Genomic DNA, 25437 nt, shown 5'->3' with positions numbered 1-25437 from the left:
TCGCCGCCCCCGGCGCCGCGGCGCCCGCACTGTCCGCCCTCCCCCCGACCGCGTGCACCCGCGGGGGCCGGCCCCGCGGCCACGCGGGCCGCGGCCACGGCTGCTCACTCCTCCCCCTCGGCGGACCCGCGCAGGCTCGGCGGCGCGGGCAGGTGGTGCCCCGGCCGTTCCGGATCGCAGCCGACGCGCGGCAGGCGGGAGCGGATACCACCCGCCGTGCGCTCGAACCGGCGGGCCAGCTCGGCGACCGTGTCGCCCGCGAGCCACGCGGACTCCAGCTCCGCATCGAGCTCGGCACTCCACGGTTTCCCTTGCTGCGCGGGCCGTTCGCCCGATCTTCGGCGCGGCCCGCCCGCGAAGGCGTGGAGGCTGCCGGCCAGGAGGTCGGCCACCGCGGGGACCACGGTGGTGTCGAGGTCGAGCCTGCCGTGCACGACGGATTCTCCGTCGGGCCCTTCGCCGCCCACGGTGACCGTGACGCGGCGCTGCTCGGCCGTCTCGCCCGGGCGGGCGACGACGGCGATCTGATACTGGACGTTTCCGGCCCGGACCTCGGTCCGGTGCTCTTCGATGATCGTCATGGCGGCGAAGGTAGCGCCCACCCCCGACAGAATCCGCTCACGGCCCGTGCCCGGACGGCTGCGCTCCGAAATTGTCAGACTCCTGTCGTAGCGTCCTCGAGCGATCACGAACAGCGAGCGAGGGGGATCGGTGGAAGGGCACGGATCAGTACCGGAGCACAGACAAAGGGTGCCCCGGGCCGGCGGACCGGACCGGGGCACTGGGAGGAAGGGATCAGAAGTGCGACAGCGCACCGGTTTCGGCCTGGGCGTGGGCTGGAGCTGGTGCCTCGCTCTTCTGCTGCGGGTTCGCGGCCGCGGGAACCGGCGGTGGCACCGGGTCGCACTGCGCGTCGGAGTGGTTGCCCGAGGTGCGCTTCGGCAGCGCGCCGGTCGCGAGGTAGTCGGCGACCTTGTCGTCCACGCAGGCGACGCCGGACAGCGAGCCGGCGTGCGTGGTGCCGCCGGGGGCGCTGATCAGGCTCGACTTCGGGAACAGCTTGCGCACGGCGAGGCTGCCCGCGTACGGGGTCGCCGCGTCGAGCTCCTCGCTGATGAGCAGCACCCCGCCGACCTTGCCGCCGTCGACCTTCACCGGCTTGCCGGCCTTGGCGGGCCAGTCGCGGCAGGGCGCGTTGAACCACGCGTTGCCCCAGGTTTCGAACGGAGCGCGGAAGTAGGTCGTCCAGTTGTCGAGGCGCCAGCGGTTCCAGCCGGCCGGCCACTGCACGTCGGTGCACTGGACGGCGCTGTACACGGCGTACCCGTTGTCGTCCCCGGGCGGGTTGGAGGCGTCGTAGAGGTTCTTGAGCGTCTGCCAGTCGCCGCGGTGCACCCAGCCGTCGAACGCCTTGGCCACGTCCTCCCAGCCGAACACGTAGTAGCCGGCCTGCAGGAAGACGTCGGTCCACTCGTCGCCGCCGATCACGCCACCGGCGGCCGAACGGTCGAGCTTCTTCTGCTGGTCGTACCAGAGCTTCTCCACCGCGGCCTCGGTCTTGCCGAGGTGGTAGAGGTCGTCGTACTTCGCGAGCCAGCCGAAGTAGATCTTGATGTTGCGGTCGAAGGCCACGTCCTGGTCCAGGTTGGCCTGGTACCAGACCTTGCCTGGGTCGACGTTGCCGTCGAGCACCATGCGGCGCACGTTCTTCGGGTACAGCGTGCTGTAGACCTGGCCGAGGTAAGTGCCGTAGGAGAAGCCGTAGTAGTTGATCTGCTTCTCCCCCAGCGCCACGCGGAGGCTGTCCATGTCCTGCGCGACGTCGGTGGTCTTGATGTGGTCGAGGATGGCGCCGTTCTTCGCACACGCCTTCGCGTAGCCCTTGGCCTTGGCGAGCCAGGTGCGCTCGAGCTGCGGCGTCGAAGGCACGTACGGCGGGCGGTCGTAGGAGAAGTAGCTACCGTCGCACGTCACGGCCGGCTTGCTGGAGCCGACGCCGCGCGGGTCGAAGCCGATCCAGTCGTAGCTCTCGCCGGCGCCATCCGGCACGTACTGGCCGAGCACCGAGAGCCCGAGCCCGGAACCGCCGGGGCCGCCGGGGTTGACCAGCATCACGCCCTGGTACTGCGCGGACTTGTGTTTGATCCGCGACACGGCGACCTGCACCTTGGTGCCGGAGGACTTCGCGTAGTCCATGGGGACCACGAGGAACCCGCACTCGGCACCGGCGTTCTTCAGGCTCGTGGTCTGGCACGGCCCCCAGCTGATCGACGGCGGGGTGTAGCCCGGCTTCGCCGCCCCCGGCACAGCTGTGGCCGCCGGCGCGGCGGCCATCGTCCCGACCGCGACACCCGCGGCGGCCAGGACGGCAAGGATTTTCTTCACGGTGGCCCTCTTCGCTCGCGGGTTACCCGAATTGGTCGAAACTACCGACAACCCGGAACAATCTCCTCGCACGACACGAGTTGCGCCAGCCGTCGCCCGCCGGTGGCCGGCGCGGTGGAGGTGAACGCGGATGGGTATGGACAAGGCGTTGATCTCGGCTGTCCGAACCGGACTCGCCGCCCGGGCGGACCCGGGGAAAGCGCCCGCCATGCAGGCCTACATGAAGTCGATGATGCCGTATCGCGGGGTGGCCAAACCCGGGCGCGCCACGCTCATGAAAGAGGTCCTCGCCGCTCACGTTCTGCCCGATCGGGTGAGTTTTTCAACGACCGTGCTCGCCCTGTGGCGCGAGGCGGAATTCCGCGAGGAGCGCTACGCGGCGATCGACCTGTCGGGCCACCGCGCGTACCGGCGGTGGCAGGACCCGGACCTGCTCGGCCTCTACGAGGAGCTCATCGTGGACGGTGCGTGGTGGGACTTCGTCGACGAGGTCGCGATCCGCCGCATCGGGCCGATCCTGCGTGAGTACCGCGCGGAAGTCACGCCGGTGCTACTGCGCTGGGCCACCGACGTCGACCGCTGGCGGCGTCGCACCGCGGTCATCTGCCAGGTGTCGGCGAAAACGGACGTCGACCGCACCCTTTTGACGACGGCGATCGAAGCCAACAGCGCTGACCCGGATTTCTTTCTGCGGAAAGGCATCGGCTGGGCGTTGCGCGACCACGCGAAAACGGATCCGGACTGGGTGCGCTCCTTCGTGCGCGACCACCCGGGGCTGTCACCACTGTCCACACGGGAGGCTGTGAAGAACCTGACCTGACAGCGATCCACGACCGAAGGGATGGGAGAGACCAGGCACAGAGCAGGAGCCGCCAGGCGCGGCATCAGCAGCCGATGACGGTACGGCGAGTGCGCTGCCGAACCCGCGACCGGGTGAGCCCCGGAGGCGGGACGCGCAGCAGCAGCCGTGTGTCGCCGAGCGGAGCGCAAGGCCTGGATGAGGCGGGGCGATCAGCGCAGCCTGGATGAGGCAGGCGATCCCGTGACGGAGGCCGAGACGACGACCGCGGCCCGAGCCGCTGAGGCCGGCACTCGGCGTCGGTACTGGGGACCAGCAGGCGGGTCGCGACTCGCGGCGGACGCCCGGAGCCGCGACCCGAGGCGGGCACCCGAGACCGGTACCTGCGTGGTCACCCGAGGCACCCAGGGCGGCCGCTCCCCGCGGGCACCCGGGACGGGCGCTCGCAGCACCCGGGGCGGGCACTCGCGCCGAGCACTCGCGGCAGTCACCAGAGGCCGGCCGGGGCAGGCGCCAAAGGCCGGCGCCCGGAACAGGCACCCGAGGCCGGTACCTGGGTGGCCACCCGAGGCAGGCACCCGGGATGGACACTCGCAGCACCCGGGGCGGCCACTCGCGGCGAGCACCCGCGGCCGGCCGGGGCAGGCGCCAAAGGCCGGCCCCGCCCGGGGCACCCGAGGCGGGCACCCCGGGCGGCCACCCGAGGCAGGCCCCGGATCGGGCACTCGCGGCGAGCGCCCGCGGCAGTCACCAGAGGCCGGCACCGGAGACAGGCGCCAAAGGCCGGCGCCCCGCGCGCGCCCGAGGCCGGTACCCTAGGCGGCACCCGAGCCGCCTGAGGCAGCCATCTGGGGCGGGCAGTCGCGGCAGGCACCCGAGACCGGCGCCGGGGCAGGCACCAGCGGCGAGCGCCCGGGGCAGGCACCGAGTGGAGAGCCGGCAGTGGAGAAACGGCAGTGGGCCGGAAACTCCGCGGTGAGGCGGTGTCTCCGGCCCGCTGGACCGACGTCGGTCAGGTGGGGCTGCGGGAGTCAAGCCCGCAGCGTCGCTCCGAAGCGGTCGCCGGCGGCGGAGACGGCGGCGTCGCGGGCCTTGGTGGCTTCGTCGACCGTCAGGGTGCGGTCGGGGGCCCGGAAGCGGAGCTTGTAGGCCAGGGACTGCTTGCCTTCGCCGACCTGGGTGCCGGTGTAGACGTCGAAGAGCGCGATGTCTTCGAGGAGCTCGCCGGCGCCCGAGCGCAGGACCTCGGCGAGGTCGGCGGACGGGACGTCGGAGCCGGCGACCAGGGCGACGTCGAGCAGCACCGGCGGGTAGGCCGAGACGCTCGGCGCCGGGCGGGAGTCCGGCAGCGGGATGGCGTCGAGGTCGAGCTCCATGGCGACCGTGCGCGGCGGCAGGCCGAGTGCCTCGACGACCTTGGGGTGCAGCTCGCCCGCGTGGCCCACCGGCCAGTCGCCCACGCGCAGCTGGGCGCAGCGGCCCGGGTGCCACGGCGGGAGGTCGGCCGCCTGCACCGTGAGCTCCACGCCGGCGGCCTTGGCCACCAGGCGAGCGGCCTCGACGGCGTCGGCCCAGCCTGCGGGCTCGCCCTTGCCCCACCAGCCGGCGCGGCGGCGCAGGCCGGTGAGCACGACGGCGACGTGCACCGGCTGGGCGGGTACGGCGGCTTCCAGCACGGCGAGCTCTTCGTCGCTCGGCCGGTGCTCGACGCCGAGGTCCGGCACCTTCAGCTGGTGCGGCTTCGGCAGCACGACCTGGCCGATGTGGAAGAGCGACACGTCCTTCATGCCGCGGGACACGTTGCGCTGCAGCGTGTCGAGCAGGCCGGGCAAGAGCGTCGTCGACATGCGGTCGTGGTCGGCTTCGAGCGGGTTGCGCACGCGAACGGTCTTGCGGCGCACGTCGTCCTCGGGCAGGCCGAAGGCGTCCCACACCGAGTCGCCGACGAACGGGAAGGGCAGGACCTCGACGTGACCCGCCTCGGCCAGAGCACGGGCGACACCGCGGCGGCGCTTCTGCTCTTCGGTGAGACCACGGCCCGCGGGCGCCGCCGGCAGGACCGACGGGATGCTCTCGTAGCCCTCGAGCCGCAGCACCTCTTCGACGAGGTCCGCGGGCTGCACGAGGTCGGCGCGCCAGCTCGGCGGGGTCGCGGTGACCGAGGAGATGCCCGCGTCGCTGGTGCTCACCTGGACCTTGCAGCCGATCTGGGTGAGCCGCCGGACGGTGACGCCGCGCTCGTAGCGCACGCCCGCCACCTGATCGGGCAGGTTGATCGGCATGGTGACCGGCGGCAGCGGCGCGACGCCGCCCTCGTCGGTGCGGCCGGGCTGGATGGCGCCCTCGCCGTACTGACGCAGCAGCCTGGCGGCCAGCTCGACCGCGGCCGCGCACAGGCCCGGGTCGGTGAAGCGCTCGAAGCGCTTGGCCGCCTCGGAGAACAGCTTGTGGCGACGCGCCGTGCGGCTGATCGACGCGGGGTTCCAGTGCGCCGCCTCGAGGAGCACGTCGGTGCTTTCCGGGGTGATCTCCGTGCTGGCGCCACCCATGGTGCCCGCGAGCGAAATCACGCCGGAGTCGTCGGCGATCACGATGTCGTCGGCGTCGAGCGTGCGTACGACGTCGTCCAAAGTGGTCAGCTTCTCCCCCGCCTTCGCGCGCCGCACCACCAGGTCGCCCTGGATGGCGGTGGTCGCGAACGCGTGGAGCGGGTGACCGAGTTCGAGCATCACGTAGTTGGTGACGTCGACGGCCAGCGAGATCGACCGGATGCCGGCGAGCATCAGCCGGCGGCGCATCCACCAGGGCGACGGCGCTGTCGCGTCGAGGCCCTTCACACGGCGCAGTACGAACCGCGGGCAGCCTTCGGGGTCCTCGACCCGCACCGGCCACGCGTCGCCCTCGGCCTCGGGGATGTCGATGTTCGCGGGGTCGCCGAAGGGCACGTCGAGCGCGTTGGACAGCTCGCGCGCGAGGCCGCGGATCGACAGCGCGTAGCCGCGGTCCGGGGTCGGCGTGACCTCGATGACGGTGTCGGACAGACCGAGCAGCTCCTTGGCGTCGTCGCCCGGGCTCGCGGTTCCCGGCGGCAGCACGAGGATGCCGCTGTGGTCCTCGCCGAGGCCCAGCTCCTTGGCGGAGCAGATCATGCCGTCGCTGACCTTGCCGTACGTCTTGCGCGCGGCGATCTCGAAGTCGCCGGGCAGCACGACGCCAGGCAGCGCGACCACGACGAGGTCGCCCTCGGCGAAGTTGCCGGCACCGCAGACGATGCCGCGGGTCTTGATGCCGTGGGGGCCCTCGTTCTCGATGGGGCCTTCGTCGTCGTCCTCGTCGTCGTCCTCATCGGACGCGGCGGTGTCCTCTTCGGACTCCGGCTCCTCGCCGACCTCGACGCGGCAGAACCGCACCGGCTTCTTGAAGCCCGTCAGCTCCTCGATCTCGGCGACGCGCCCGACCACGAGGGGGCCGGTCACGGGGCCGAGCTCGCTCAGCTCGTCGACCTCGATCCCGATCCGCACGAAGGCGTCGGCCAGGTCCTGGGGGGTGACCTCGTCACCCACGTCGAGGTGCTCGGTCAGCCAGCTCACCGGGACTCGCACTACGCCTCCGTTCCGAAGGGAAGGGTGAACCGGACGTCGCCTTCGACCATGTCGCGCATGTCCGGGATGCCGTTGCGGAACTGCAGGGTCCGCTCGATGCCCATGCCGAACGCGAAGCCCGAGTACACCTCGGGGTCGACGCCGCACGCGCGCAGCACGTTGGGGTTGACCATGCCGCAGCCGCCCCACTCGACCCAGCCGGGGCCGCCCTTCTTCTCCTCGAACCACACGTCCACCTCGGCGGACGGCTCGGTGAAGGGGAAGAAGTGCGGGCGCAGCCGCGTCTTGGAGCTCTCGCCGAACATCGCGCGCGCGAACGCGTCGAGCGTGCCCTTGAGGTGGGCCATGGTGATGCCCTTGTCCACGGCCAGGCCCTCGACCTGGGTGAACACCGGCGTGTGCGTGGAGTCCAGCTCGTCGGTGCGGTAGGTGCGGCCCGGGCACACGACGTAGACCGGCAGGTCGCGGTGCAGCAGGCTGCGGGCCTGCACGGGCGAGGTGTGCGTGCGCAGCACCAGGCCGGAGTCCTCTTCGCCCACGTAGAACGTGTCCTGCAGCTGGCGCGCGGGGTGGTCCTTGCCGAAGTTCAGCGCGTCGAAGTTGAACCACTCGGCCTCGAGTTCGGGGCCTTCGGCGACCTCGTAGCCCATCGCGATGAACGCGTCGGCCACGCGCTCGGACACGGTGCTGATCGGGTGCCGGGCGCCGCGCGGGATCTGGTCCCACGGCAGCGTGACATCGACGGCCTCTTCGCGCAGCACGTGCTCGTCCCGCTCGGCCTGCAGCACCGCGCGGCGCTCGTCGAACGCGGCCTGGGCGGCCTGGCGGGCCTCGTTGACCCGCTTGCCTGCGTCGGCCTTCTCCTGCTTGGACAGCGCGCCGATGGCCCGGCGCGCGACCAGCAGCGGCGCCTGGTCTCCGAGGTGCGCCGGCTTGACGGCGGCGAGCGCCTCCAGGTCGGTGGCACCCGCGAAGGCCTCTTCGGCCGCCTTGATCGCCGCACGCAGGGTTTCCGGTGCGAGCACGTCGACCGGCTTGTCTGTGGCTCCGGACATGACTCCTCGGCGTCCGCTGGGACGGGTTGAGCGGCAGCGCACGGGCAGGAAGCCGCACGTGCACATCGGGCAGCCCAGTCTAGGGGATCGGCCACCGGCCCCGGCCGCTCACCCTCCGCTTCCGAAGCGATCACCCCGCCCGGCGCTCGGGACGGGCACACAGCCCCCGCCCTCTCCGGCAGGGTTCCGGCAAAGTCGTTTGTGGTTGAGGGCTGGATGCCGAGCAGGGTAAGTGCCCCGATCGCGGTGACCGAGCACGCTCCCGCCACCACCACCAGAACCGAACCAATCGAGTGGCGCACACCCCGCCGATGTCGCGGATCCGGCACCACAGCCAGATTTGCCGAAGGTCCGCAACCCGCCCACGCTCAACATTCGCATCACCCAACCGGGCCAGACGCTCAAGCACAGCAGGAATCAGGCAGATGATGCAGTGGCACAGCTCTCTCACATGATCACGGGACTGAGACACTCACATGATCAACCAGGAGCCGTGCCCGCCCTACAACCAGGCCGAAAGACTTTGCCGGAGCCCCCACCCTCTCCGGGGGGCGTCCCATGCCCATTCTATCGGCGGAGGACGACAGTTCCGGGAAGATCGCCGCAGATCAGCGGAGTTGCCCACAACCCGATCGGGTGGGGATGGCGGCGGTCGACGACAGGCGGGCGAATGTGCGCAGCGTGATCGGCAGCGGCGGTCAGCGGTGCGCAGCCATCGCGGCCGTGTACACGCAGACAGCGGCCGCCGTGGCCAGGTTGAGGCTTTCGGCTTTGCCGTACAACGGGATGCGGACGGCGGCGTCGGCCGCCGACAGGACGGCCTGGGACAGGCCGTGTGCCTCGTTGCCGAAGATCCACGCGACCGGGTCACCGAACGTGATCTCGTCGAGCGAAGTGTCCGCGTAGCCGTGGGCGGCCAGGGTGCGCAGACCGGCGGCGCTCAGCGACGCAAGCACCGACGGGATGTCGCGCTCACGGGCCAGCGGGACGTGGAAGGTGCTGCCGGCGGCGGCGCGGACGCTCTTGCCGTTGTGGGGGTCGACGGTGTCGCCCGCGAGGATCACGGCGTCGGCGCCCGCGGCGTCGGCGACGCGGATCACGGTGCCGGCGTTGCCGGGTTCGGCGACGTCCACCAGGACGACCACCAGGCGAGCATCGGGCAGCACCGTCGAGAGTGGACGGTCGACCAGGGCGCACACGGCCACGAGGCCTTGCGGAGTCACGGTTTCCGACAGGCCGTCGGCGGCGCGGTCGGTGATGAGCGAAACGGCCACACCCGCCGAGGAAGCGGCGGCCATCAACTCGGGGTGCGCCGAAGCCGCGCGTTCCGTGGCGAACAGCTCGAAAACGGTGCCGTGGGCCAACGCGGCTTCGACGGCGTTGACGCCTTCGGCCAGGAAGCGGCCGGTCTTTTCGCGTTCCGCGCGGCGCGTCAGTTTGCGCGCAGCAACGACCCGGGGGGTCCGTTCGGTGAACGGGACCGCCCCGGGCCGCGGAAAACTGCCGGTCAGGCCGACTTCGCTTCGCCGGTGTTGACGTTCGCCTTGGCGAGCTCGGCGAGCGCCGTGAAGGCGGCGGCGTCGTTGACCGCGAGGTCCGCGAGGATCTTGCGGTCGACCCCGACACCGGCGACCTTGAGGCCCTGGATGAACCGGTTGTAGGTCACGCCGTTGGCACGAGCGGCCGCGTTGATGCGGGTGATCCACAGCTGGCGGAAATCACCCTTGCGCGCACGGCGGTCGCGGTAGGCGTAGTTGAGCGAGTGAAGCGTCTGCTCCTTGGCCTTGCGGTACAGCCGCGAACGCTGGCCGCGGTAACCGCTGGCCAGTTCGAGAGTTGCGCGACGCTTCTTCTGGGCGTTGACCGCCCGCTTGACGCGTGCCACTGGTCCATCCTGTCGGTTTCAGGGGGCGCGGAGACCCCGGAGTGATGTGGTGCGAGTACGAGGAGAGTCAGATCCCGAGCAGGCGCTTGACTCGGCCGGCCTCGGTCTTGGAGAGCTCCGTGGTGCCCTCGAGACGGCGGGTGAGGCGGTTGGACTTCTTCTCCATCAGGTGCCGGCGGCCGGCCTTCTGGCGGCGCAGCTTGCCCGTGCCCGTCACGCGGATCCGCTTGGACGTACCGCTGTGCGTCTTCATCTTCGGCATGGTTGTTCTGTCCTCTTCCGTGCGGCGGCACACCGGTGCCCCGGTGTGCCGCTGACTGTGCTGGTCGGCGCTGCGGGAGGCGTTACGCCTCGGGCGCTTCGGCCTCGGCCTTGACGGCCTTGGGCTTCACGTTCTTGTGCGGGGCCAGCACCATGATCATGTTGCGACCGTCCTGCTTGGGCGACGATTCGACGAAGCCCAGCTCGGTCACGTCGTCGGCCAGCTTCTGCAGCAGCCGGAAACCGAGCTCCGGCCGGGACTGCTCGCGACCGCGGAACATGATCGTGACCTTGACCTTGTTGCCTGCCGCCAGGAACCGCGACACGTGACCCTTCTTGGTCTCGTAGTCGTGCTGGTCGATCTTCGGACGCAGCTTCTGTTCCTTGATGACGGTCAACTGCTGGTTGCGGCGGGACTCGCGGGCCTTCTGCGCGCTCTCGTACTTGAACTTGCCGAAGTCCATGAGCTTGCATACGGGCGGGCGTGCCTGAGGCGCGACCTCGACGAGGTCGAGATCGTTCTCCTGTGCCAGCCGCAGCGCATCTTCGATCCGGACGATGCCGACCTGCTCGCCGTTGGGTCCGACGAGCCGAACTTCCGGCACCCGGATACGTTCGTTGATGCGTGTCTCGGAGCTGATGGGGCCTCCTTGGTCCGAGTGACTACTTCTCTTCTCGACCTGGTGCCCACATGATTCAGGCCCCGCCACCGGCTTCCTGCCGGTTCACGGGGCCCGCTCTGTCTCCGATCGCGTTCGACCACGAGGATCGAACGCTTCACCTCAGTGAAGGATGCACTGACATCCACCACTTCGGCGAGACCGGACCCGGACACCTGAGGCGGTGACGCGGGTGGGAGCGGGGCTCCACTTGCTGCCCCCGATTTCTCAAGGGCTGGTCGCTCGTGGAAGGGTACCAGACGTGTCAGAACAACCTTCGCAACAGCCCCCGCATTCCCCCCACCAGCCCCCGTATTCCCCGGACGTCCGCGACCTGGAGGACATCCCGAGCGTCGAGGTGATCAGCCGCGCGGCCGTGATGCTGATGTCGGCCGCGGCCGAACGCCTGGGCCTGGCCGACGCCGACCCGGACACCTCGCCCCACCGCGACCTCGACGAGGCGCGCCGGCTCATCACAGCGCTGGCCGGGCTCGTCACGTCGTCCGTAGAGTACCTGGGCCTGCACGCCGGGCCGCTGCGCGACGGGTTGCAGTCGCTGCAGAAGGCGTTCCGCGAAGCCTCCGCCGTCCCCGACGCGCCGGGCCAGGGCCCGGGTGAGAAGTACACCGGACCGGTCTACTGACCGTCGCTTCCGAGGCCCGTCCGCCCCTTCGCGGACGGGCCTTCGTCGTCCCAGAGTCCCGAAGGCCTTGTCGAACAGCTCGAAAGGCATCTAACATGTTAGATGTGAGTCCGCTTCCCAAGGTCACCCGGCCGCTGCTGCGCGACGAGGCCTACGACCGTATCCGCCAGGCGATCATCGACGGCAGCCTCGCGCCCGGCACCCCGCTGCGCGACGCCGACCTGGCCGAAGAGCTCGGTCTGTCGCGCGCTCCCGTGCGCCAGGCCTTGCTGCGCCTGGCCGGCGACGGGCTCGTCGAGTCCAAGCCGCAGAGCTACACTCGCGTGGCCGCGATCGCGGGCGACGAGGTGCGCGACGCCGTTCAGCTCGTCCGCGCGCTGCACGAGTTCGCCATCCGTCAGGCGCTCCCCCGGCTCGGCACCGAGCAGGTCGCCGCGATGCGCGCGGCCAACGAGCGCTTTGCCGCCGCGGTCGGTTCGGGTGACGTCGCCGCGGCGATCGCCGCCGACGACCAACTGCACGAGGTGCCCGTACGCGCGTGCGGCAACCGCGCCGTCGCCGCGACGCTCGAGCGCTACACCCCGCTGCTGCGCCGGCTCGAGTACGCGCGCTTCAGCTCCCTTCCCGCGCACCGCTCGATCCGGCGGCACACCGAACTCGTCGACGCGATCGAAGCCGGTGACGCCGAAACCGCCGCCGCCGTCACCTCGACCATCTGGTCCGACCTCGAAGCCAGCCTGGAAACCGCCGCAACCCTGGAGACCCCGTGAGCCTCGCCGACTTCCCGCGTTTCCCGCTGATGATCGGCCCGTCGCCGATCCACCGGCTCGACCGTCTCACCGAGCACCTCGGCGGCGCGGCCGTGTGGGCCAAACGCGAAGATCTCAATTCCGGTCTCGCCTACGGCGGCAACAAGACCCGCAAGCTCGAGTACCTCGTGGCCGACGCGCTCGCCCAGGGCGCCGACACGCTGGTCTCCATCGGCGGCGTGCAGTCCAACCACACCCGTCAGGTCGCCGCGGCCGCGGCCCGCGCGGGCCTGAAAGCCGTGCTGGTTCAGGAAAGCTGGGTCGACTGGCACGACCCGCTGCACGACAAGGTCGGCAACATCCAGCTGTCGCGGATCCTGGGCGCCGACGTGCGGCTCGTCGAGGCCGGCTTCGGCATCGGCTTCAAGGAGAGCTGGGAGCAGGTCCTCGCGGAGGTCAAGGACGGCGGCGGGAAGCCGTACGCGATCCCGGCCGGCGCGTCCGACCACCCGCTGGGCGGGCTCGGCTTCGCGGGCTGGGTCGCGGAGCTGGAAGAACAGGAGCGCGACCTCGGCGTCTTCTTCGACACCGTGGTGGTCTGCTCGGTCACCGGAAGCACTCAGGCCGGGATGGTGGCGGGCGCCGCGCTGAGCGGACGACCTCGCCGGATCCTCGGGATCGACGCGTCGGCGAAGCCCGCCGAGACGCGCGACCAGATCACCCGCATCGCCGAGAACACCGCAGAGCTCATCGGCGCACCCGGCATCGGCGACGTGCTCCTCGACGAGCGCTACCACGCCGGCGTCTACGGCATCCCCGACGAGTCCACACTGGACGCGATCCGCACGGCGGCGCGGCTCGAGGGCATGATCACCGATCCGGTGTACGAGGGGAAGTCCATGGCCGGGCTCATCGATCTCGTCCGCACCGGCGAAATCCCCCGCGAGTCGAACGTGCTCTACGCGCACCTCGGCGGCCAGCCGGCGGTCAACGCCTACACGAGCGTGCTGGGCTGACCCGGGCGCCTGGGCCCGCCGGCCCGGCGAGCCCAGGCGAACCCGGCGAAACTCAGTGCACCGAGCTCAGTCGAGCACGCAGAGCACGTCGATCTCCACGAGGAGACCGGCGGGCAGGCCGACGTAGACCGTGGTGCGAGCCGAGTGCGGGCCGTCGCCGATCAGCTCGTTGTAGACCTCGTTGAACGGCGCGAAGTGGCTCGTGTCGGTGAGGTACACGCGCACCATCACCGCGTCGGCCCAGCCCGAACCGGCCTCGGTGAGCAGGGCCTCGATGTTCTTGAACACCTGCCGCGTCTGCGTCGCGATGTCGTCGCCGACGACCGCGCCGGTCGCGGGGTCGAACGCGACCGTGCCCGCGACCTGCAGGATGTTGCCCTTGCGGACGGCCTGCGAGAACTTCGCCGGCGGCTTCGGCGCGTTCTCGGTCGTGATCGCCGTCTTGCCCATCATTACCCCTTTCCGTTTCCCGTCCATCCACTGTGGACGGAAGCCTCGTCGGTGGCGGCCCTCAGCTCGGGCACGAGCGCGAGCAGGCCGTCGTAGTCCAGCAGCACCTTCGGCACCGACATCGACGCCGCGGCCAGCACCTCGCCACCCGCGCCGCGCACGGGGGCCGCGATGCAGTGGATGAAGTCCTCGTGCTCGGCGTTGTCCACGGCGTAACCGCGTTCGGCGACCTTCTCCAGTTCCGCCAGGTACGCCTCGGGTGAGGTGATCGTGTTCGGCGTGAGCACCACGTAGTCCAGCGAACGCGCGATCTCCTCGCGCCGCGCCCGCGGCATCGCGGCCACGAGCACCTTGCCGACGGCGGTGCAGTGCAGGGGCGCGCGTTTGCCGATGCGGGAGTACATCCGCACTGAGTGGTGGCCCTCGAACTTGTCGATGTAGACGACTTCGCCGTCTTCGTAGGACGCGAGGTGCACGGTGTGCCCGGTGCGGATGTTGAGGGCCGCGAGCGAGTCGTGGGAGCTGCGGCGCACGTCGTGGTCTTCCAGCGCCTGGTTCGCGAGGTCGAACAGCGCGCTGCCGAGGCGGTAGTGGCGGGTCCCCTCGCGGCGCACGAAGTGGTGCGACTCGAGTGTGCGCAGCAGCCGCAGCACGGTCGTCTTGTGCACGCCGATCTCCTCGGCGAGCTCGTCCAGCGTCTTCGCGCCGCGGGCGAGCCCGGCCAGCACGGTCAGCGCCCGGTCCAGGCTCTGGCTCACCTCGCCACCACACCCTCTCCCGTCAGGCGGGCCGCGCTCCACTCTTCGGCGTCCGCGCGCAGGAGCGTATCCACCACGGGGGCGGGCAGGGGCACACCGACGTCGTCGTGGGTCAGCAGGGTCGCGGCGGCCTGGAGGTGCCCGCGGCGCAGCCGGGTCGACGGGGCCGCGCCGCGCAGGGTGGCGGCGAGGAACCCGGCCGCGAACGCGTCGCCCGCACCCACCGGCTCGACCACGTCCACGCGCAGCGCGGGTTCGAACACCGGCGCCGCCTCGCCCTCGACGAGCGTCGCGCCGCGTTCGCCGTGCTTCACCACGAGGGTGCGCGGCCCGGGCAGCAGCTTCCGCAGCCGCGCGGGGTCACCGGTCCCCCACACGCGTTCGGCCTCGTCGTCGCCGGTGAGTACGAGGTCGGCGCGCCCGGCCAGCTCCGCGAGCACGGAGACGTCCTGCGCCAGCGCGGGCCGGTGGTTGACGTCGAACGACACGAGCCGCTCGCCGCGCGGGGCCTCCAGCAGCGCGTGCACGAGCGCGAGGCAACTGGCCGACAACGCGGGCGTGATCCCGGACAGGTGCAGCACGCGCACGCCGCCGAGGTGCAGCCGGCTCACGAGGTCCGGTCCGAGCGCCGAGGCGGCCGAACCGGTGCGGTAATAACGTACCGGGCTTCCCTGGGCGCCGCTTTCCTTGACGTACAGGCCCGTCGGACGCGCCGGATCGATCTCGACTCCGCTCACGTCGACGCCGGCCGAAGCGATCTCCCGCACCAGTGCGCGGCCGAACGGGTCGTCGCCGACTGCGCTCACCCACGCGCTCGGAACACCGAGCGCGGGCAGGTGGCACGCGACGTTCGACTCGGCGCCGCCGAAGGTGCGCAGCCAGCTGCGCACCTGTTCGGGCGGGCCCGGTTCGGCCGGCACGAACAGGGCCATCGACTCGCCGATGCAGAGCACCTCGGGCGGGCTGGTCACTGACTTTCTCCCCGTTCCGTCACCCCGTTGACCTGTGGCGGACCGGATGCTACACCTATGTCGCACATTTTGCGCAACGCCCGTTGCATAATACGCAACCATTTCGGTCCACGAGGTCTGAATCGATGAACAACTCCGAGCACGCCGCCCTGACCGCCGCCGTCCGCGCCGGCCGGGACGAGAAGATCGACTGGCGCTTCCGCTCGATCACGCCCGCGCTGGCCGGGCTCACCCTCGACGAGGCCGCGGCCCGGCGCGCGAACCTGTTCGCCGACGGCTTCTTCGGCCCGTTCGTGGTGCTCGACGCCGCGGCGCTGGAGCACAACCTCGCCACCATGGCCGCGTGGTGCGGCGTGCACGGGATCGCGCTCGCGCCGCACGGCAAGACCACGATGGCGCCCGAGCTGTTCGCGCGCCAGCTCGAGCACGGCGCGTGGGGCGTCACCGCCGCCAACGCCGGGCACCTGCGGGTCTACCGCGCGTTCGGCGTCTCGCGGATCCTGCTGGCCAACCAGCTCGTGGACCCGGCGGGCCTGCGCTGGCTCGCGGGTGAGCTGGCCGCGGACCCGGCGTTCGAGTTCGTGTGCTGGGCCGACTCCGTGCGCGGGGTCGAGCTGATGACCGAGGCGCTGGCCGGGTCCGCGCGTCCGGTCGACGTGCTCGTCGAACTGGGTGGCGCCGGCGGGCGCACGGGGGTGCGCGACCCCGAGACCGCGCTGGCCGTGGCCGAGGCCGTCGCCAAGAGCCCGGTGCTGCGGTTGCGCGGCACGGGCGGCTACGAGGGCGCGCTGTCGCACGACACCGACGACGCCGCGCTGACCAAGATCAGTTCCTATGTGGACACTCTGCGCGACTCGGCGATCGCGTTCGCCGACAAGGGGCTGCTCGCCGAGGGCCAGGTGTACGTGACGGCCGGCGGCAGCGCGTACTTCGACCGCGTGGCACAGGAGCTCACGAAACCGTGGCCCGACGGCATGGACGTGCTGCCGATCCTGCGCAGCGGCGCGTACGTGACCCACGACGACGGTTTCTACCGCGAGATCTCACCGCTCGGCGTGCACCCGCGGCTGGCCGGCGTCGAGCCGTTCCACGCCGCGCTGCACGCGTGGGCACAGGTGACCTCGAAGCCCACCCCCGAGCTGGCGCTGCTCACCGCCGGCAAGCGCGATCTACCCTACGACGAGGGCATGCCAGAACCGCAGCTGCTGCGCAAGACCGGGGTCGTCACCGAACTGACCGGTCACACCGTCACGAAGCTCAACGACCAGCACGCGTTCCTCGCGCTGCCCCCGGAGTCGCCCGTCGAGGTCGGCGACTGGGTGCGGCTCGGGCTTTCCCACCCGTGCACGACGTTCGACAAGTGGCCGCTGCTGCCGGTGGTGGACACCGACGGCGAGACGGTCGTCGACTTCGTGCGGACGTGGTTCTGATGGACGTGCGCTGATGGACACTGTCATCCGCGGCGCCCAAGTGGCAGACGGCACCGGCGACCCGCTGACCCGCCACGACGTCGGGATCACCGGCGACCGCATCGCCGAGGTCGCCGAACCGGGCTCGCTCACCGGAAAGCGCGTTCTGGACGCCGACGGCCTCGTGCTCGCGCCGGGGTTCATCGACATGCACTCGCACTCCGACCTGCAGCTGCTCACGAAACCGGACCACCTCGCGAAGGTCTCCCAGGGCGTGACCACCGAGGTGCTCGGCCAGGACGGTCTCTCGTACGCACCGGTCGACGACACCGTGCTCGAGGCCCTGCGCCAGCAGCTCGCCGGCTGGAACGACGACCCCGCCGGCTTCGATTGGAACTGGCGCTCGGTCGGCGAGTACCTCGACCGGCTCGACCGCGGCGTCGCCGTGAACGCCGCCTACCTCGTGCCGCAGGGCACGGTCCGGATGCTCGCCGTCGGCTGGGAGAACCGGCCGGCGACCGACGCCGAGCTCGACCGCATGAAGGAACTCATCGCGACCGGCCTCGAAGAAGGCGCTTTCGGGCTGTCCTCGGGGCTCACCTACACCCCGGGCATGTACGCGGACACGGCCGAACTCGTCGAGCTGTGCCGCGTGGTCGGCGAGCGCGGCGGCTACTACAGCCCCCACCACCGCAGCTACGGCGCGGGCGCGCTGGAGGCCTTCGCCGAGATGGTCGATGTTTCGCGCCGCGCGGATTGCCCGCTGCACCTCGCGCACGCCACGATGAACTTCTCCGTCAACAAGGGCAAAGCGCCGGAGCTGCTGAAGCTGCTGGACGACGCCCTCGACGCCGGCGGCGACATCACCCTCGACACCTACCCGTACCTTCCGGGCGCCACTTACCTCTCGGCGCTGCTGCCGAGCTGGGCCACCGAGGGCGGGCTCGACGCGACGCTCGCGCGACTGTCCGATGCGGACACGTGCGAGCGGATCCGCGTCGAGATCGAGGAGACCGGCTCGGACGGCGCGCACGGCGTGCCCATCGACTGGTCCGGCATCGAGATCAACGGCGTGCGCCGGCAGAGCAACGCCGGACTCGTGGGCCACAGCGTCGCGGAGTCCGCGCGGGCACAGGGTAAAACGCCCGCCGAGCTGTACTTCGCCACGCTGGTCGACGAGCGCCTCGGCACGTCGTGCCTGATGCACATCGGCCACGAGGAGAACGTGCGGGCCATCATGCGCCACCGCACGCACACCGGCGGTTCCGACGGCCTGCTCGTCGGCAACCGGCCGCACCCGCGGGCCTGGGGCACGTTCCCCCGTTACCTCGCCCGCTACGTCCGCGAACTGGGCGTGCTCGGGCTGGCCGACTGCGTCGCGCACCTCACCGGGCGCGCGGCGCGGCGGCTGCGGCTCGCCGACCGGGGCCTCGTACGCCCCGGGTACGCGGCCGACCTGGTGTTGTTCGATCCCGCCACGATCATCGACACCGCCACGTTCGAAAACCCGAGGCAGCCCGCCAAGGGGATCGCCTGCGTTTTCGTGAACGGCGTCGCCGCGATCGAGGACACCCACCCCACCGGCGCCCTCGCCGGCCATTCCCTTCGTCACCCCGGGAGGGGCCGATGATCCATTGGCTGCAGACCACGACCGGCGGTCTGCTCACGCTCGCCGCGGTTTCGATCGCCGTCCTGCTCGTGCTCATCATCAAGGTCAAGGTCGAACCGTTCATCGCGCTGATCGTGGTGGGCGTGCTCACCGCGCTGGCCGCCGGGCTGCCGGTGGGCACGCTGGTCGGCACCGCGCAGAAGACGTCGGACTCCCTGCTGGAAAAGGGGTTCGGCAGCATCCTCGGGCACATCACGGCGATCATCGGTCTCGGCACCCTGCTGGGGTCGATCCTCGAACGGTCCGGCGGCGCCCGCGTGCTCACGTCGGCGCTGCTGCGCTCGTTCGGCGAAAAACGGGCGCCGCTCGCGATGGGTCTGTCCGGCCTGATCTTCGGCATCCCGGTGTTTTTCGACATCGGCATCTTCGTGCTGGCGCCGCTGGTCTACGCTGCGGCCAAGCACGGCGGCCGCTCCATCGTGCTGTACGCGATGCCGCTGCTGGCGGGCCTGTCGATCACGCACGCGTTCATCCCGCCGCACCCAGGGCCGGTCGCGGCCGCCGGGCTGCTGCACGTGGATCTCGGCTGGCTCATCCTGATGGGCGCGGTCTGCGGCATCCCGGCGTGGTTCGTCGGCGGCATCCTCTACTCGACCTGGATCGGCAAACGCGTGAACGTGCCGCTCGCCGAGGAATTCGCGAAGCTCGCCGGTGACGACGAGGACGACGCCACCAACCCGCCGTCGCTCGGCCTGGTCAGCGGCATCATCGCGATCCCGCTCGTGCTGATCCTCGTGGGCACGTTCGGCAGCATCGTGCTGCCGAAGAACTCCGGCGCCGCCGGCGTCGCGGCGTTCCTGGGCACCCCGGCCATCGCGCTGACGATCGCGACGCTGCTCGCGTCGTGGCTGCTGGGCCGCCGCCGCGGCATGACGGGCGCGGACCTGGCACAGCTGTCGACGAACGCGCTGCGCCCTGTCGCGATGATCCTGCTGGTGGTGGGCGCGGGCTCGTTCTTCGGGGCGGTGCTTTCGGCGACCGGCATCGGCAAGGCCGTCGCCGGCTCACTCGGCGATGCGGGCCTGCCGGTGATCCTCGCGGCGTACATCATCAGCTGCGGCATGCGCATCGCGCAGGGCTCGGCGACGGTCGCGATCGTGACCACGAGCGGCATCGTCGCGCCGACGGTGGTGGAGCTGCACTACTCGCAGCCGCAGCTGGCCCTGATCGTGATCGCGATCTCCGCGGGCTCGATCATCGCCTCCCATGTGAACGACGGCGGCTTCTGGATCGTGTCGCGCTACTTCGGTCTTTCGGTGCCGCAGACGCTGAAAACGTGGACCGCGCTCGAGACGGTCCTTTCCGTCAGTGGCTTCGCCGTGGCAGCATTGATCATGGCAGTGGTCTGAACCACCTTTTGGTCCCCTCACCGTTGGGAGAAACCTCGATGGCCGGACTTTCCCGTCGCACGTTCCTCGGCGCCGCAGGCGCCGCCGGACTCGGCACCGTGCTCAGCACACAGCTCGCGAGCGCCGCACCCGCCGGGTGCCCGCGAGACGCGGGAACCACCGCGTACGTCGGCAGCTATACCAGCACCCCACCGGCCGGACACGGCCTCGACGTCGCGGGCCGCACGGGCACCGCGCCGGCGCTCACCCCGGTGCGCACCGTCGCGGGCGTGCCCGACGCGTCGTGGTTCGACCGCAGCCGCGACGGCCGCACCCTCTACGTGACCAACGAGGGCGACCCGAACGGCGCGATCTCCGCACTCGACGTCACCACGGCGACGAGCCCGAAGCTGCTCAACTCCGTGTCGTCGAAGGGCAGCGCGCCCACGCACCTGTCGGTGCACAGCAGCCAGAAGTACGTGCTGGCGGCCAACTACGGCTCGGGCAGCGTGGTCGTGCTGCCGATCCTCGCGGGCGGCAAGCTCGGCCCGGCCACCGACGTGCAGCAGCACACCGGGGCCGAGCGCGACGCGCACGCGCACCAGGTGGTGAACGACCCGACCGGCCAGTGGGTGCTCTCGGTCGACCTCGGCGCCGACTCGGTCTACGTGTACTCGCTCGACACCGGCAGCGGGAAACTCGCGCTGCACCAGCAGGTCACGCTCTCCTCCGGCGCGGGGCCCCGGCACCTCGCCTTCCACCCGAACGGCCGCTACGCCTACCTCGCGCAGGAGCTGCGGCCGGAGATCACCGTACTTTCCTGGGACGCGGCTGCGGGCAAGCTCACGCCGCTCGCGGTCGTCCCGGCGGTGCCGGCCGGCAGCACCGGCGACCTGTTCCCCGGCGAGATCGCCGTGTCGAACGACGCGAAGTTCGTCTACGCGACCGTGCGCGGCCCGAACACGATCGCCACGTTCTCGGTTTCCGGCGGCGGCACCACGCTGAAGCTGGTGTCCGGTGTGGACACCGGAGGCAACTGGCCGCGCCACCTCGCGCTCTCGCCCGACGAGCGCTGGTTCTACGTGTCCAACCAGCGTTCGGGCACCGTCACCTGGCTGCCGCGCGACGCGGCCACGGGCCTGCCCGGCGCGGTCGCCGGCTCGCTCGCCGTGCCGTCGGTCAACTCCGTTTTCTTCGCCTGACCCGGCGTTTCCCGCAGGCGGCGGACCGACCGGTCCGCCGCCGCCGGGCCCTACCCTCTGGGAGCTCAACGATGAGAGTGCGTCGTACGTCCACCGTCATCAGTGTCACCGCGGCGCTGGCCCTGCTGGCCGGCTGCGCGCCCACGCAGTCCGCCCCGGCCGCGGCCGGCGGGGACGACCAGACCGGCACCCTGCGGGTGTGGCTGTTCGACGAGGCCAGCCGCGCACCCAAGGAAGCGGCGGTGAAGGAGGCGATCACCGAGTTCAAGGCCGCGCACGCCGGCGTGGACGTCGACGTGCAGTGGGTGCCGGTCGAGGGCCGCGCCGACAAGTTCTCCGGCGCCTTCAACGACCCGTCGAACGCCCCGGACGTCGCCGAGTTCGGCAACACCGATGTGGCGAGCTACGCCCAGACCGGCGCGCTCAGCGACCTCACGGGCGACATCTCGTCGTGGAGCGAGGGCAAGGACCTGCTGCCCTCGGTGCTCGACACCGCGAAGTCGGGCGGCAAGACCTACGGCCTGCCCTGGTACACCGGCATCCGCGCCCTCTACTACCGGACCGACGTGTTCACCGAGCTGGGCCTCAAGCCGCCGGCGACCCTCGCGGAGCTGACCGATGACGCCCGCAAGATCCACGCCGCCAAGCCCGACCTCTACGGCATCTCGACCGGTGGCAAGTACACCTACGCACTTCTGCCGTTCGTCTGGGCCAACGGTGGTGACGTGGCCGAGTCCGACGGTGGCAAGTGGACGTCGACTGTGGAATCCCCTCAGGCGAAAGCCGGTATCACCGCGTACGCGAACCTGCTCAAGGACGACATCTGCCCGCCCGCCGCCTGCGCGAACCTCACCGGCACGCAGAGCGTGACCGCCTTCGCCGGCGGCAAGGCCGGGATGACCATCGGCGGTGACTTCAACCGCAAGGCCGTGGAGCAGGGCGCGGTGAAGGGCAAGTACGCCGTGGTCCCGCTGCCGGGCACCACCCCGGGCTCGGTCGCGCCCGCGTTCGCCGGAGGCAACCTGCTGGGCGTGTTCGGCGCGAGCAAGCGCCACGGGCTCGCCGTGCAGTTCGCGGAGCTGCTGGCCGGGGCGAAGTACCAGGAGAAGATGTACAACGCCATGGGCAACCTGCCCACGCTGGAGAGCGTGCAGAAGAAGCTCGCGGCGAGCGACCCGACGCTCAAGCCGTTCGTGGACACCCTCGCCGCCGGCACGAAGTTCGTGCCGAGCACGCCCGGCTGGTCGAAGATCGACAGCCAGAACGTGCTGCCCACCGCCGTCCAGCAGATCGCGACCGGCGGCAAGGACGTCGACGGGGCGCTCGCCGACGCCACGGCGGCGATGAACAAGAACTTCGGCTGATGGTCACCCAGCAGCTGCCCGTCTCCGTCCCGGCCCCGGTCGCGCCCCGACGCGCACGCCGGCGCCGGGACGGCCGGGCGGCCCTGATGTACCTGCTGCCCGCGGGCATCCTGCTCGCGGCGCTGCTGGTGTACCCGATCTACCAGCTGGTGCTGATCTCGTTCTACGACTACGGCCAGCCCCAGGCCGCGGGCGCGGCGCCGCTGGTGTTCCTCGGTTTCGACAACTACGCGGCGCTCCTGCAGGACGTGCAGTTCTGGACGGTGCTCGCGAAGACGGTCGGGTTCGCCGCCGCGTGCGTGATCGGCAGCCTCGTGGTCGGCACGGCGCTGGCGGTGCTGGCGTCGAGGGTGCGCGCGGTGCCGCGCACCCTGCTGTTCCTCGCGGCGCTCGGCGCGTGGTCGACGCCCGCGATCGCCGGCTCGTACGTGTGGCTGTTTCTCTTCGACACCGACTTCGGTCTCGTGAACGAGGTGCTCTCGAGCATCGGCTTCACGGGTATGGCGCACCACTCCTGGACGTTCGGCACCTTCGGCGCGTTCGGGCTCGTGGCCGCCGAGGTGATCTGGTGCTCGTTCCCGTTCGTGCTGGTCACGATGTACGCCGGGATCAAGGCGATCCCAGAGGAGGTCCTCGAGGCCGTGTCGCTCGACGGCGCGTCGATGTGGCGCAGCACGTGGACGGTCGTGCTGCCCATGGTGCGGCCGCTGCTGACGATCGCGACGATCCAGTCGATCATCTGGGACTTCAAGGTGTTCACGCAGATCTACGTGATGACCAACGGCGGCGGCGTGGCGGGGCGCAACCTCGTGCTCAACGTCTACGCCTACCAGCAGGCCTTCGCCGGGCAGGAGTACGGCCTCGGCTCGGCGATCGGAGTCGTGATGACACTGCTGCTCCTGTCGATCACCGGGCTGTACGTCCGGTCCCAGCGCCGGAGCACCGCATGGCTGTGATCAGTGCGCGGTCCCTCTCGACAAGAACGGGCCGCCGCCGGGTGCGCCGCCCGGGCCGGCTCGTCGCGGAGATCATCGCGGTCGTGGTGGCCGGGATCGTGGCGTTCCCGCTGTACTGGATGGTGCTCTCGGCGTTCAAGCCGGCGGGTGAGATCCAGACGGCCAACCCGAAGCCGTGGACGCTCGCGCCTTCGCTCGACAGCTTCCAGCGCGTGCTCACCGTCTCGGGCTTCGGCCGGTTCTTCGTGAACAGCCTGGTGGTCGCGCTGGCCGTGGTGGTGCTGTCGCTGCTGCTGTCGTTCCTGTCGGCGGTGGCGCTCACGCGGTTCCGCTTCCGCGGGCGCACGGTGCTGCTGGTGATGATCCTCGTGGCGCAGATGGTGCCGGTGGAGGCGCTGACGATTCCGCTGTTCTTCCTGATGCGCCAGATCGGCGCGGTCGCGCCGGCGTTCGGGCTCAACGAGCTGGGCTCGCTCGTGCTGGTGCACCTGGCGTTCAGCCTGCCGTTCGCGATCTGGATGCTGCGCGGGTTCGTCGCGGCGGTGCCGGTGGAGCTCGAGGAAGCGGCGAAGCTCGATGGCGCGTCGCGGATGCGCTTCACGTGGCAGATCCTGTTCCCGCTCGTGGCGCCCGGCTTGGTCGCTGTGAGCGTGTTGGCGTTCATCCACGCGTGGAACGACTTCCTGTTCGCGAAGACGTTCATCATCTCCAAGACCGAGAACCAGACGCTGCCGCAGGCGATCCTGGTGTTCTTCAAACCGGAGGACACCGACTGGGGCGCGGTGATGGCGTCGTCCACTCTCATGACGATCCCGGTTCTGGTGTTCTTCGTGCTGGTGCAACGCCGGCTCGTCGCCGGGATGTCCGGCGCGGTGAAAGGCTGATATGCCCGGGTTCGACACCCTGCTCCCCCGCCCCGTCTCCGTCACCGAGGTGCCGGGCGCGTGCCCGTGGCCGGCGCCGGTCACCGTGCAGCAGGCGCCGGAGCTGCCCTCCGAGGGCTACCGCCTGACGATCACGCCGCGCGGGGTCACGCTGGCGGTCGCCGACGCCGCGGGCGAGGTGTACGGCCGGCAGACGCTGCGCCAGCTCGCCGGTCCGGACGCGTTCCGGGCGGCGTCGATCCGCACGGGGTCGACGCTGCCGTGCGGCGTGGTGGAGGACCACCCGCGGTTCGGCTGGCGCGGCTGCCTGCTCGACGTGGCGCGGCACTTCCGCACGAAGGCCGAGGTGCTGCGGTTCGTCGACCTGCTGGCGGCGCACAAGCTCAACGTGCTCAACCTGCACCTGACCGACGACCAGGGCTGGCGGATCGAGGTGCCGCGGTTCCCGCGGCTGACCTCGGTCGGCGGCTGGCGGCGTTCGTCGATGGTCGGCCGCCACGACGGCCCCGAGCGCGACGGCCGCCCCCACGGCGGGTTCTACACCACCGACGACCTACGGGAAATCGTCGCGTACGCCGCTTCGCGGGCTTTGACGGTAGTGCCGGAGATCGACGTGCCGGGCCACGCCCGCGCGGCCATCGCCGCGTACCCGAAGCTCGGTCCCGATCCCGACGCGGACTGGGAGGTGTGGACGTCCTGGGGCATCAGCACCTCGCTGCTGGATCCGTCGGAATCCACTTCGGACTTCTTCCGCGCGGTGTTCGACCACGTGCTGGACGTCTTCCCCTCGCCGGTCATCGGCCTCGGCGGCGACGAGGTGCCGGGCGCGACCGAGGCCCACGGCCGGTTCGTCCGCGAGATCGCGGCGCACCTGGCTTCGCGCGGCCGGCAGGCGCTCGGCTGGGACGAGGTCCTCGACATCGACGACCTCCCGCCCATGGTGATCGGCGCCTGGCAGGACGAGGCACGCGGCGAGCTGGCCGCGTCACGGGGTCACGACGTGGTGCTGTGCCCGGAAGACCGCGTGTACCTCGACCACCGCCAGTCCGACCACCCGGACGAGCCCATCCCCGTCGGCTACCTGCGCACGCTGGAGGACGTCTACACCTACGATCCGGCGTTGACCGGTCCGCACCTGCGCGGCGCCCAGGCCCAGGTCTGGACCGAGCACCTCGACACCGCCCGGCGCGTAGACTACGCGGCTTTCCCCCGGCTGAGCGCGTTCGCGGAGCTGGCGTGGAGTACCGGCCCCCGCGACTTCGCCGAGTTCCTGCCGCGGCTGCGCGACCATCACCTGCCGCGGCTCGACGCGCTGGGCGTGGAGTACCGGCCGCTCGACGGACCGCACCCGTGGCAGACCCGGCCCGACGCACCGGGCCGACCGCGCTGAGT

The 25437-nt window shown here is 71.0% G+C and carries 23 protein-coding genes; 12 read left to right on the top strand and 11 right to left on the bottom strand.

Features of this window, described 5'->3' with window-relative positions; all coding sequences use genetic code 11:
- Nucleotides 1–104 precede the first annotated feature (104 nt).
- Nucleotides 105–581, bottom strand: a complete 477-nt coding sequence (locus tag AB0383_RS40035) for a helix-turn-helix domain containing protein (protein WP_364185759.1) — start codon at nt 579–581, stop codon at nt 105–107.
- Nucleotides 582–795: 214 nt separating this feature from the next.
- Nucleotides 796–2385 (bottom strand): alpha/beta hydrolase, encoded by a 1590-nt coding sequence (locus AB0383_RS40030; protein WP_364185757.1) that lies wholly within the window; start codon nt 2383–2385, stop codon nt 796–798.
- A gap of 130 nt (nt 2386–2515) precedes the next feature.
- Between AB0383_RS40030 and AB0383_RS40025 the strand changes: the two genes are divergently transcribed.
- Nucleotides 2516–3205 (top strand): DNA alkylation repair protein, encoded by a 690-nt coding sequence (locus AB0383_RS40025; protein ID WP_366190068.1) that lies wholly within the window; start codon nt 2516–2518, stop codon nt 3203–3205.
- Nucleotides 3206–4215: 1010 nt separating this feature from the next.
- On the opposite strand, the gene pheT is transcribed toward AB0383_RS40025, so the two are convergent.
- The 6 genes from pheT to infC form a co-directional block, all read right to left on the bottom strand.
- Nucleotides 4216–6786 carry a phenylalanine--tRNA ligase subunit beta gene (gene pheT / locus AB0383_RS40020; protein WP_364185754.1) on the bottom strand — a complete coding sequence of 857 codons (2571 nt, stop codon included), beginning with the start codon at nt 6784–6786 and terminating at the stop codon, nt 4216–4218.
- The gene (gene pheS / locus AB0383_RS40015; RefSeq protein WP_366190067.1) at nt 6786–7841 is read right to left on the bottom strand and encodes a phenylalanine--tRNA ligase subunit alpha; all 1056 of its coding nucleotides are present in this window, start codon (nt 7839–7841) and stop codon (nt 6786–6788) included. Before pheS ends, pheT begins: the two co-directional genes overlap by 1 nt.
- A 698-nt stretch (nt 7842–8539) precedes the next feature.
- On the bottom strand, nt 8540–9352 hold the full coding sequence (locus AB0383_RS40010) for an RNA methyltransferase (protein WP_366190070.1): 813 nt from the start codon (nt 9350–9352) through the stop codon (nt 8540–8542).
- Nucleotides 9349–9726, bottom strand: coding sequence for a 50S ribosomal protein L20 (gene rplT, locus AB0383_RS40005; RefSeq protein WP_366190066.1), 378 nt, complete (start codon nt 9724–9726; stop codon nt 9349–9351). The genes AB0383_RS40010 and rplT overlap by 4 nt, the downstream gene beginning before the upstream one ends.
- Before the next feature lie 67 nt (nt 9727–9793).
- A complete protein-coding gene (gene rpmI / locus AB0383_RS40000; protein ID WP_220241959.1) occupies nt 9794–9988 on the bottom strand; it encodes a 50S ribosomal protein L35 in 195 nt (64 codons plus the stop codon).
- A gap of 82 nt (nt 9989–10070) precedes the next feature.
- Nucleotides 10071–10697: a translation initiation factor IF-3 gene (infC, locus tag AB0383_RS39995; RefSeq protein WP_364185750.1), complete on the bottom strand. Its 627-nt coding sequence runs from the start codon at nt 10695–10697 to the stop codon at nt 10071–10073.
- 211 nt (nt 10698–10908) lie between these two features.
- On the opposite strand from infC, the gene AB0383_RS39990 reads away from it, so the two are divergent.
- The 3 genes from AB0383_RS39990 (at nt 10909) to AB0383_RS39980 (ending at nt 13054) form a co-directional block, all read left to right on the top strand.
- Nucleotides 10909–11289 carry a DUF1844 domain-containing protein gene (locus AB0383_RS39990; RefSeq protein WP_364185748.1) on the top strand — a complete coding sequence of 127 codons (381 nt, stop codon included), beginning with the start codon at nt 10909–10911 and terminating at the stop codon, nt 11287–11289.
- A gap of 104 nt (nt 11290–11393) precedes the next feature.
- The gene (locus AB0383_RS39985) at nt 11394–12059 is read left to right on the top strand and encodes a GntR family transcriptional regulator (protein WP_366190065.1); all 666 of its coding nucleotides are present in this window, start codon (nt 11394–11396) and stop codon (nt 12057–12059) included.
- Nucleotides 12056–13054 (top strand): 1-aminocyclopropane-1-carboxylate deaminase, encoded by a 999-nt coding sequence (locus AB0383_RS39980; RefSeq protein ID WP_366190064.1) that lies wholly within the window; start codon nt 12056–12058, stop codon nt 13052–13054. The genes AB0383_RS39985 and AB0383_RS39980 overlap by 4 nt, the downstream gene beginning before the upstream one ends.
- Before the next feature lie 66 nt (nt 13055–13120).
- Here AB0383_RS39980 and AB0383_RS39975 read toward each other — a convergent pair whose 3' ends face one another.
- Genes AB0383_RS39975 through AB0383_RS39965 form a run of 3 tightly spaced genes read right to left on the bottom strand, consistent with a single transcriptional unit; the run spans nt 13121 to nt 15233 of the window.
- On the bottom strand, nt 13121–13504 hold the full coding sequence (locus tag AB0383_RS39975; RefSeq protein WP_360586052.1) for a RidA family protein: 384 nt from the start codon (nt 13502–13504) through the stop codon (nt 13121–13123).
- A 2-nt stretch (nt 13505–13506) separates the two neighbouring features.
- On the bottom strand, nt 13507–14262 hold the full coding sequence (locus AB0383_RS39970; RefSeq protein ID WP_220241965.1) for an IclR family transcriptional regulator: 756 nt from the start codon (nt 14260–14262) through the stop codon (nt 13507–13509).
- Nucleotides 14259–15233 (bottom strand): sugar kinase, encoded by a 975-nt coding sequence (locus AB0383_RS39965; protein WP_366190063.1) that lies wholly within the window; start codon nt 15231–15233, stop codon nt 14259–14261. The genes AB0383_RS39970 and AB0383_RS39965 overlap by 4 nt, the downstream gene beginning before the upstream one ends.
- A gap of 125 nt (nt 15234–15358) precedes the next feature.
- Here AB0383_RS39965 and AB0383_RS39960 point away from each other — a divergent pair, with 125 nt between their 5' ends.
- From AB0383_RS39960 to AB0383_RS39925, 8 genes are all read left to right on the top strand, one after another.
- On the top strand, nt 15359–16663 hold the full coding sequence (locus tag AB0383_RS39960; protein ID WP_366190062.1) for an amino acid deaminase: 1305 nt from the start codon (nt 15359–15361) through the stop codon (nt 16661–16663).
- A gap of 13 nt (nt 16664–16676) precedes the next feature.
- Entirely contained in the window at nt 16677–18272 is a 1596-nt protein-coding gene (locus AB0383_RS39955; RefSeq protein WP_366190061.1) for a D-aminoacylase, read from the top strand.
- Nucleotides 18269–19660: a gluconate:H+ symporter gene (locus AB0383_RS39950; RefSeq protein WP_364185735.1), complete on the top strand. Its 1392-nt coding sequence runs from the start codon at nt 18269–18271 to the stop codon at nt 19658–19660. Before AB0383_RS39955 ends, AB0383_RS39950 begins: the two co-directional genes overlap by 4 nt.
- 38 nt (nt 19661–19698) lie before the next feature.
- On the top strand, nt 19699–20841 hold the full coding sequence (locus AB0383_RS39945; protein ID WP_366190060.1) for a lactonase family protein: 1143 nt from the start codon (nt 19699–19701) through the stop codon (nt 20839–20841).
- 71 nt (nt 20842–20912) lie between these two features.
- A complete protein-coding gene (locus AB0383_RS39940; RefSeq protein WP_366190059.1) occupies nt 20913–22205 on the top strand; it encodes an extracellular solute-binding protein in 1293 nt (430 codons plus the stop codon).
- A complete protein-coding gene (locus AB0383_RS39935) occupies nt 22205–23161 on the top strand; it encodes a sugar ABC transporter permease (protein WP_366190058.1) in 957 nt (318 codons plus the stop codon). Before AB0383_RS39940 ends, AB0383_RS39935 begins: the two co-directional genes overlap by 1 nt.
- Nucleotides 23152–24045: a carbohydrate ABC transporter permease gene (locus AB0383_RS39930; RefSeq protein ID WP_366190057.1), complete on the top strand. Its 894-nt coding sequence runs from the start codon at nt 23152–23154 to the stop codon at nt 24043–24045. Before AB0383_RS39935 ends, AB0383_RS39930 begins: the two co-directional genes overlap by 10 nt.
- A gap of 1 nt (nt 24046) precedes the next feature.
- Nucleotides 24047–25435, top strand: coding sequence for a beta-N-acetylhexosaminidase (locus tag AB0383_RS39925; protein WP_366190056.1), 1389 nt, complete (start codon nt 24047–24049; stop codon nt 25433–25435).
- Nucleotides 25436–25437: the final 2 nt, after the last annotated feature.

The sequence above is a fragment of the Amycolatopsis sp. NPDC051373 genome, from assembly GCF_040689465.1.
Lineage (GTDB): Bacteria > Actinomycetota > Actinomycetes > Mycobacteriales > Pseudonocardiaceae > Amycolatopsis.
Note: the sequence above shows the minus strand (reverse complement) of the source record. Positions and strands in the feature narration are given on the sequence as shown.

Coding starts and splice junctions, on each gene's coding strand:
- AB0383_RS40035 (WP_364185759.1), bottom strand. CDS start 581: ATGACGATCATCGAAGAGCACCGGACCGAGGTCCGGGCCGGAAACGTC.
- AB0383_RS39935 (WP_366190058.1), top strand. CDS start 22,205: ATGGTCACCCAGCAGCTGCCCGTCTCCGTCCCGGCCCCGGTCGCGCCC.
- AB0383_RS40025 (WP_366190068.1), top strand. CDS start 2,516: ATGGGTATGGACAAGGCGTTGATCTCGGCTGTCCGAACCGGACTCGCC.
- rpmI (WP_220241959.1), bottom strand. CDS start 9,988: ATGCCGAAGATGAAGACGCACAGCGGTACGTCCAAGCGGATCCGCGTG.
- AB0383_RS39925 (WP_366190056.1), top strand. CDS start 24,047: ATGCCCGGGTTCGACACCCTGCTCCCCCGCCCCGTCTCCGTCACCGAG.
- AB0383_RS39945 (WP_366190060.1), top strand. CDS start 19,699: ATGGCCGGACTTTCCCGTCGCACGTTCCTCGGCGCCGCAGGCGCCGCC.
- AB0383_RS39930 (WP_366190057.1), top strand. CDS start 23,152: ATGGCTGTGATCAGTGCGCGGTCCCTCTCGACAAGAACGGGCCGCCGC.
- AB0383_RS39950 (WP_364185735.1), top strand. CDS start 18,269: ATGATCCATTGGCTGCAGACCACGACCGGCGGTCTGCTCACGCTCGCC.
- AB0383_RS39960 (WP_366190062.1), top strand. CDS start 15,359: ATGAACAACTCCGAGCACGCCGCCCTGACCGCCGCCGTCCGCGCCGGC.
- AB0383_RS39975 (WP_360586052.1), bottom strand. CDS start 13,504: ATGGGCAAGACGGCGATCACGACCGAGAACGCGCCGAAGCCGCCGGCG.
- pheS (WP_366190067.1), bottom strand. CDS start 7,841: ATGTCCGGAGCCACAGACAAGCCGGTCGACGTGCTCGCACCGGAAACC.
- AB0383_RS39940 (WP_366190059.1), top strand. CDS start 20,913: ATGAGAGTGCGTCGTACGTCCACCGTCATCAGTGTCACCGCGGCGCTG.
- AB0383_RS39955 (WP_366190061.1), top strand. CDS start 16,677: ATGGACACTGTCATCCGCGGCGCCCAAGTGGCAGACGGCACCGGCGAC.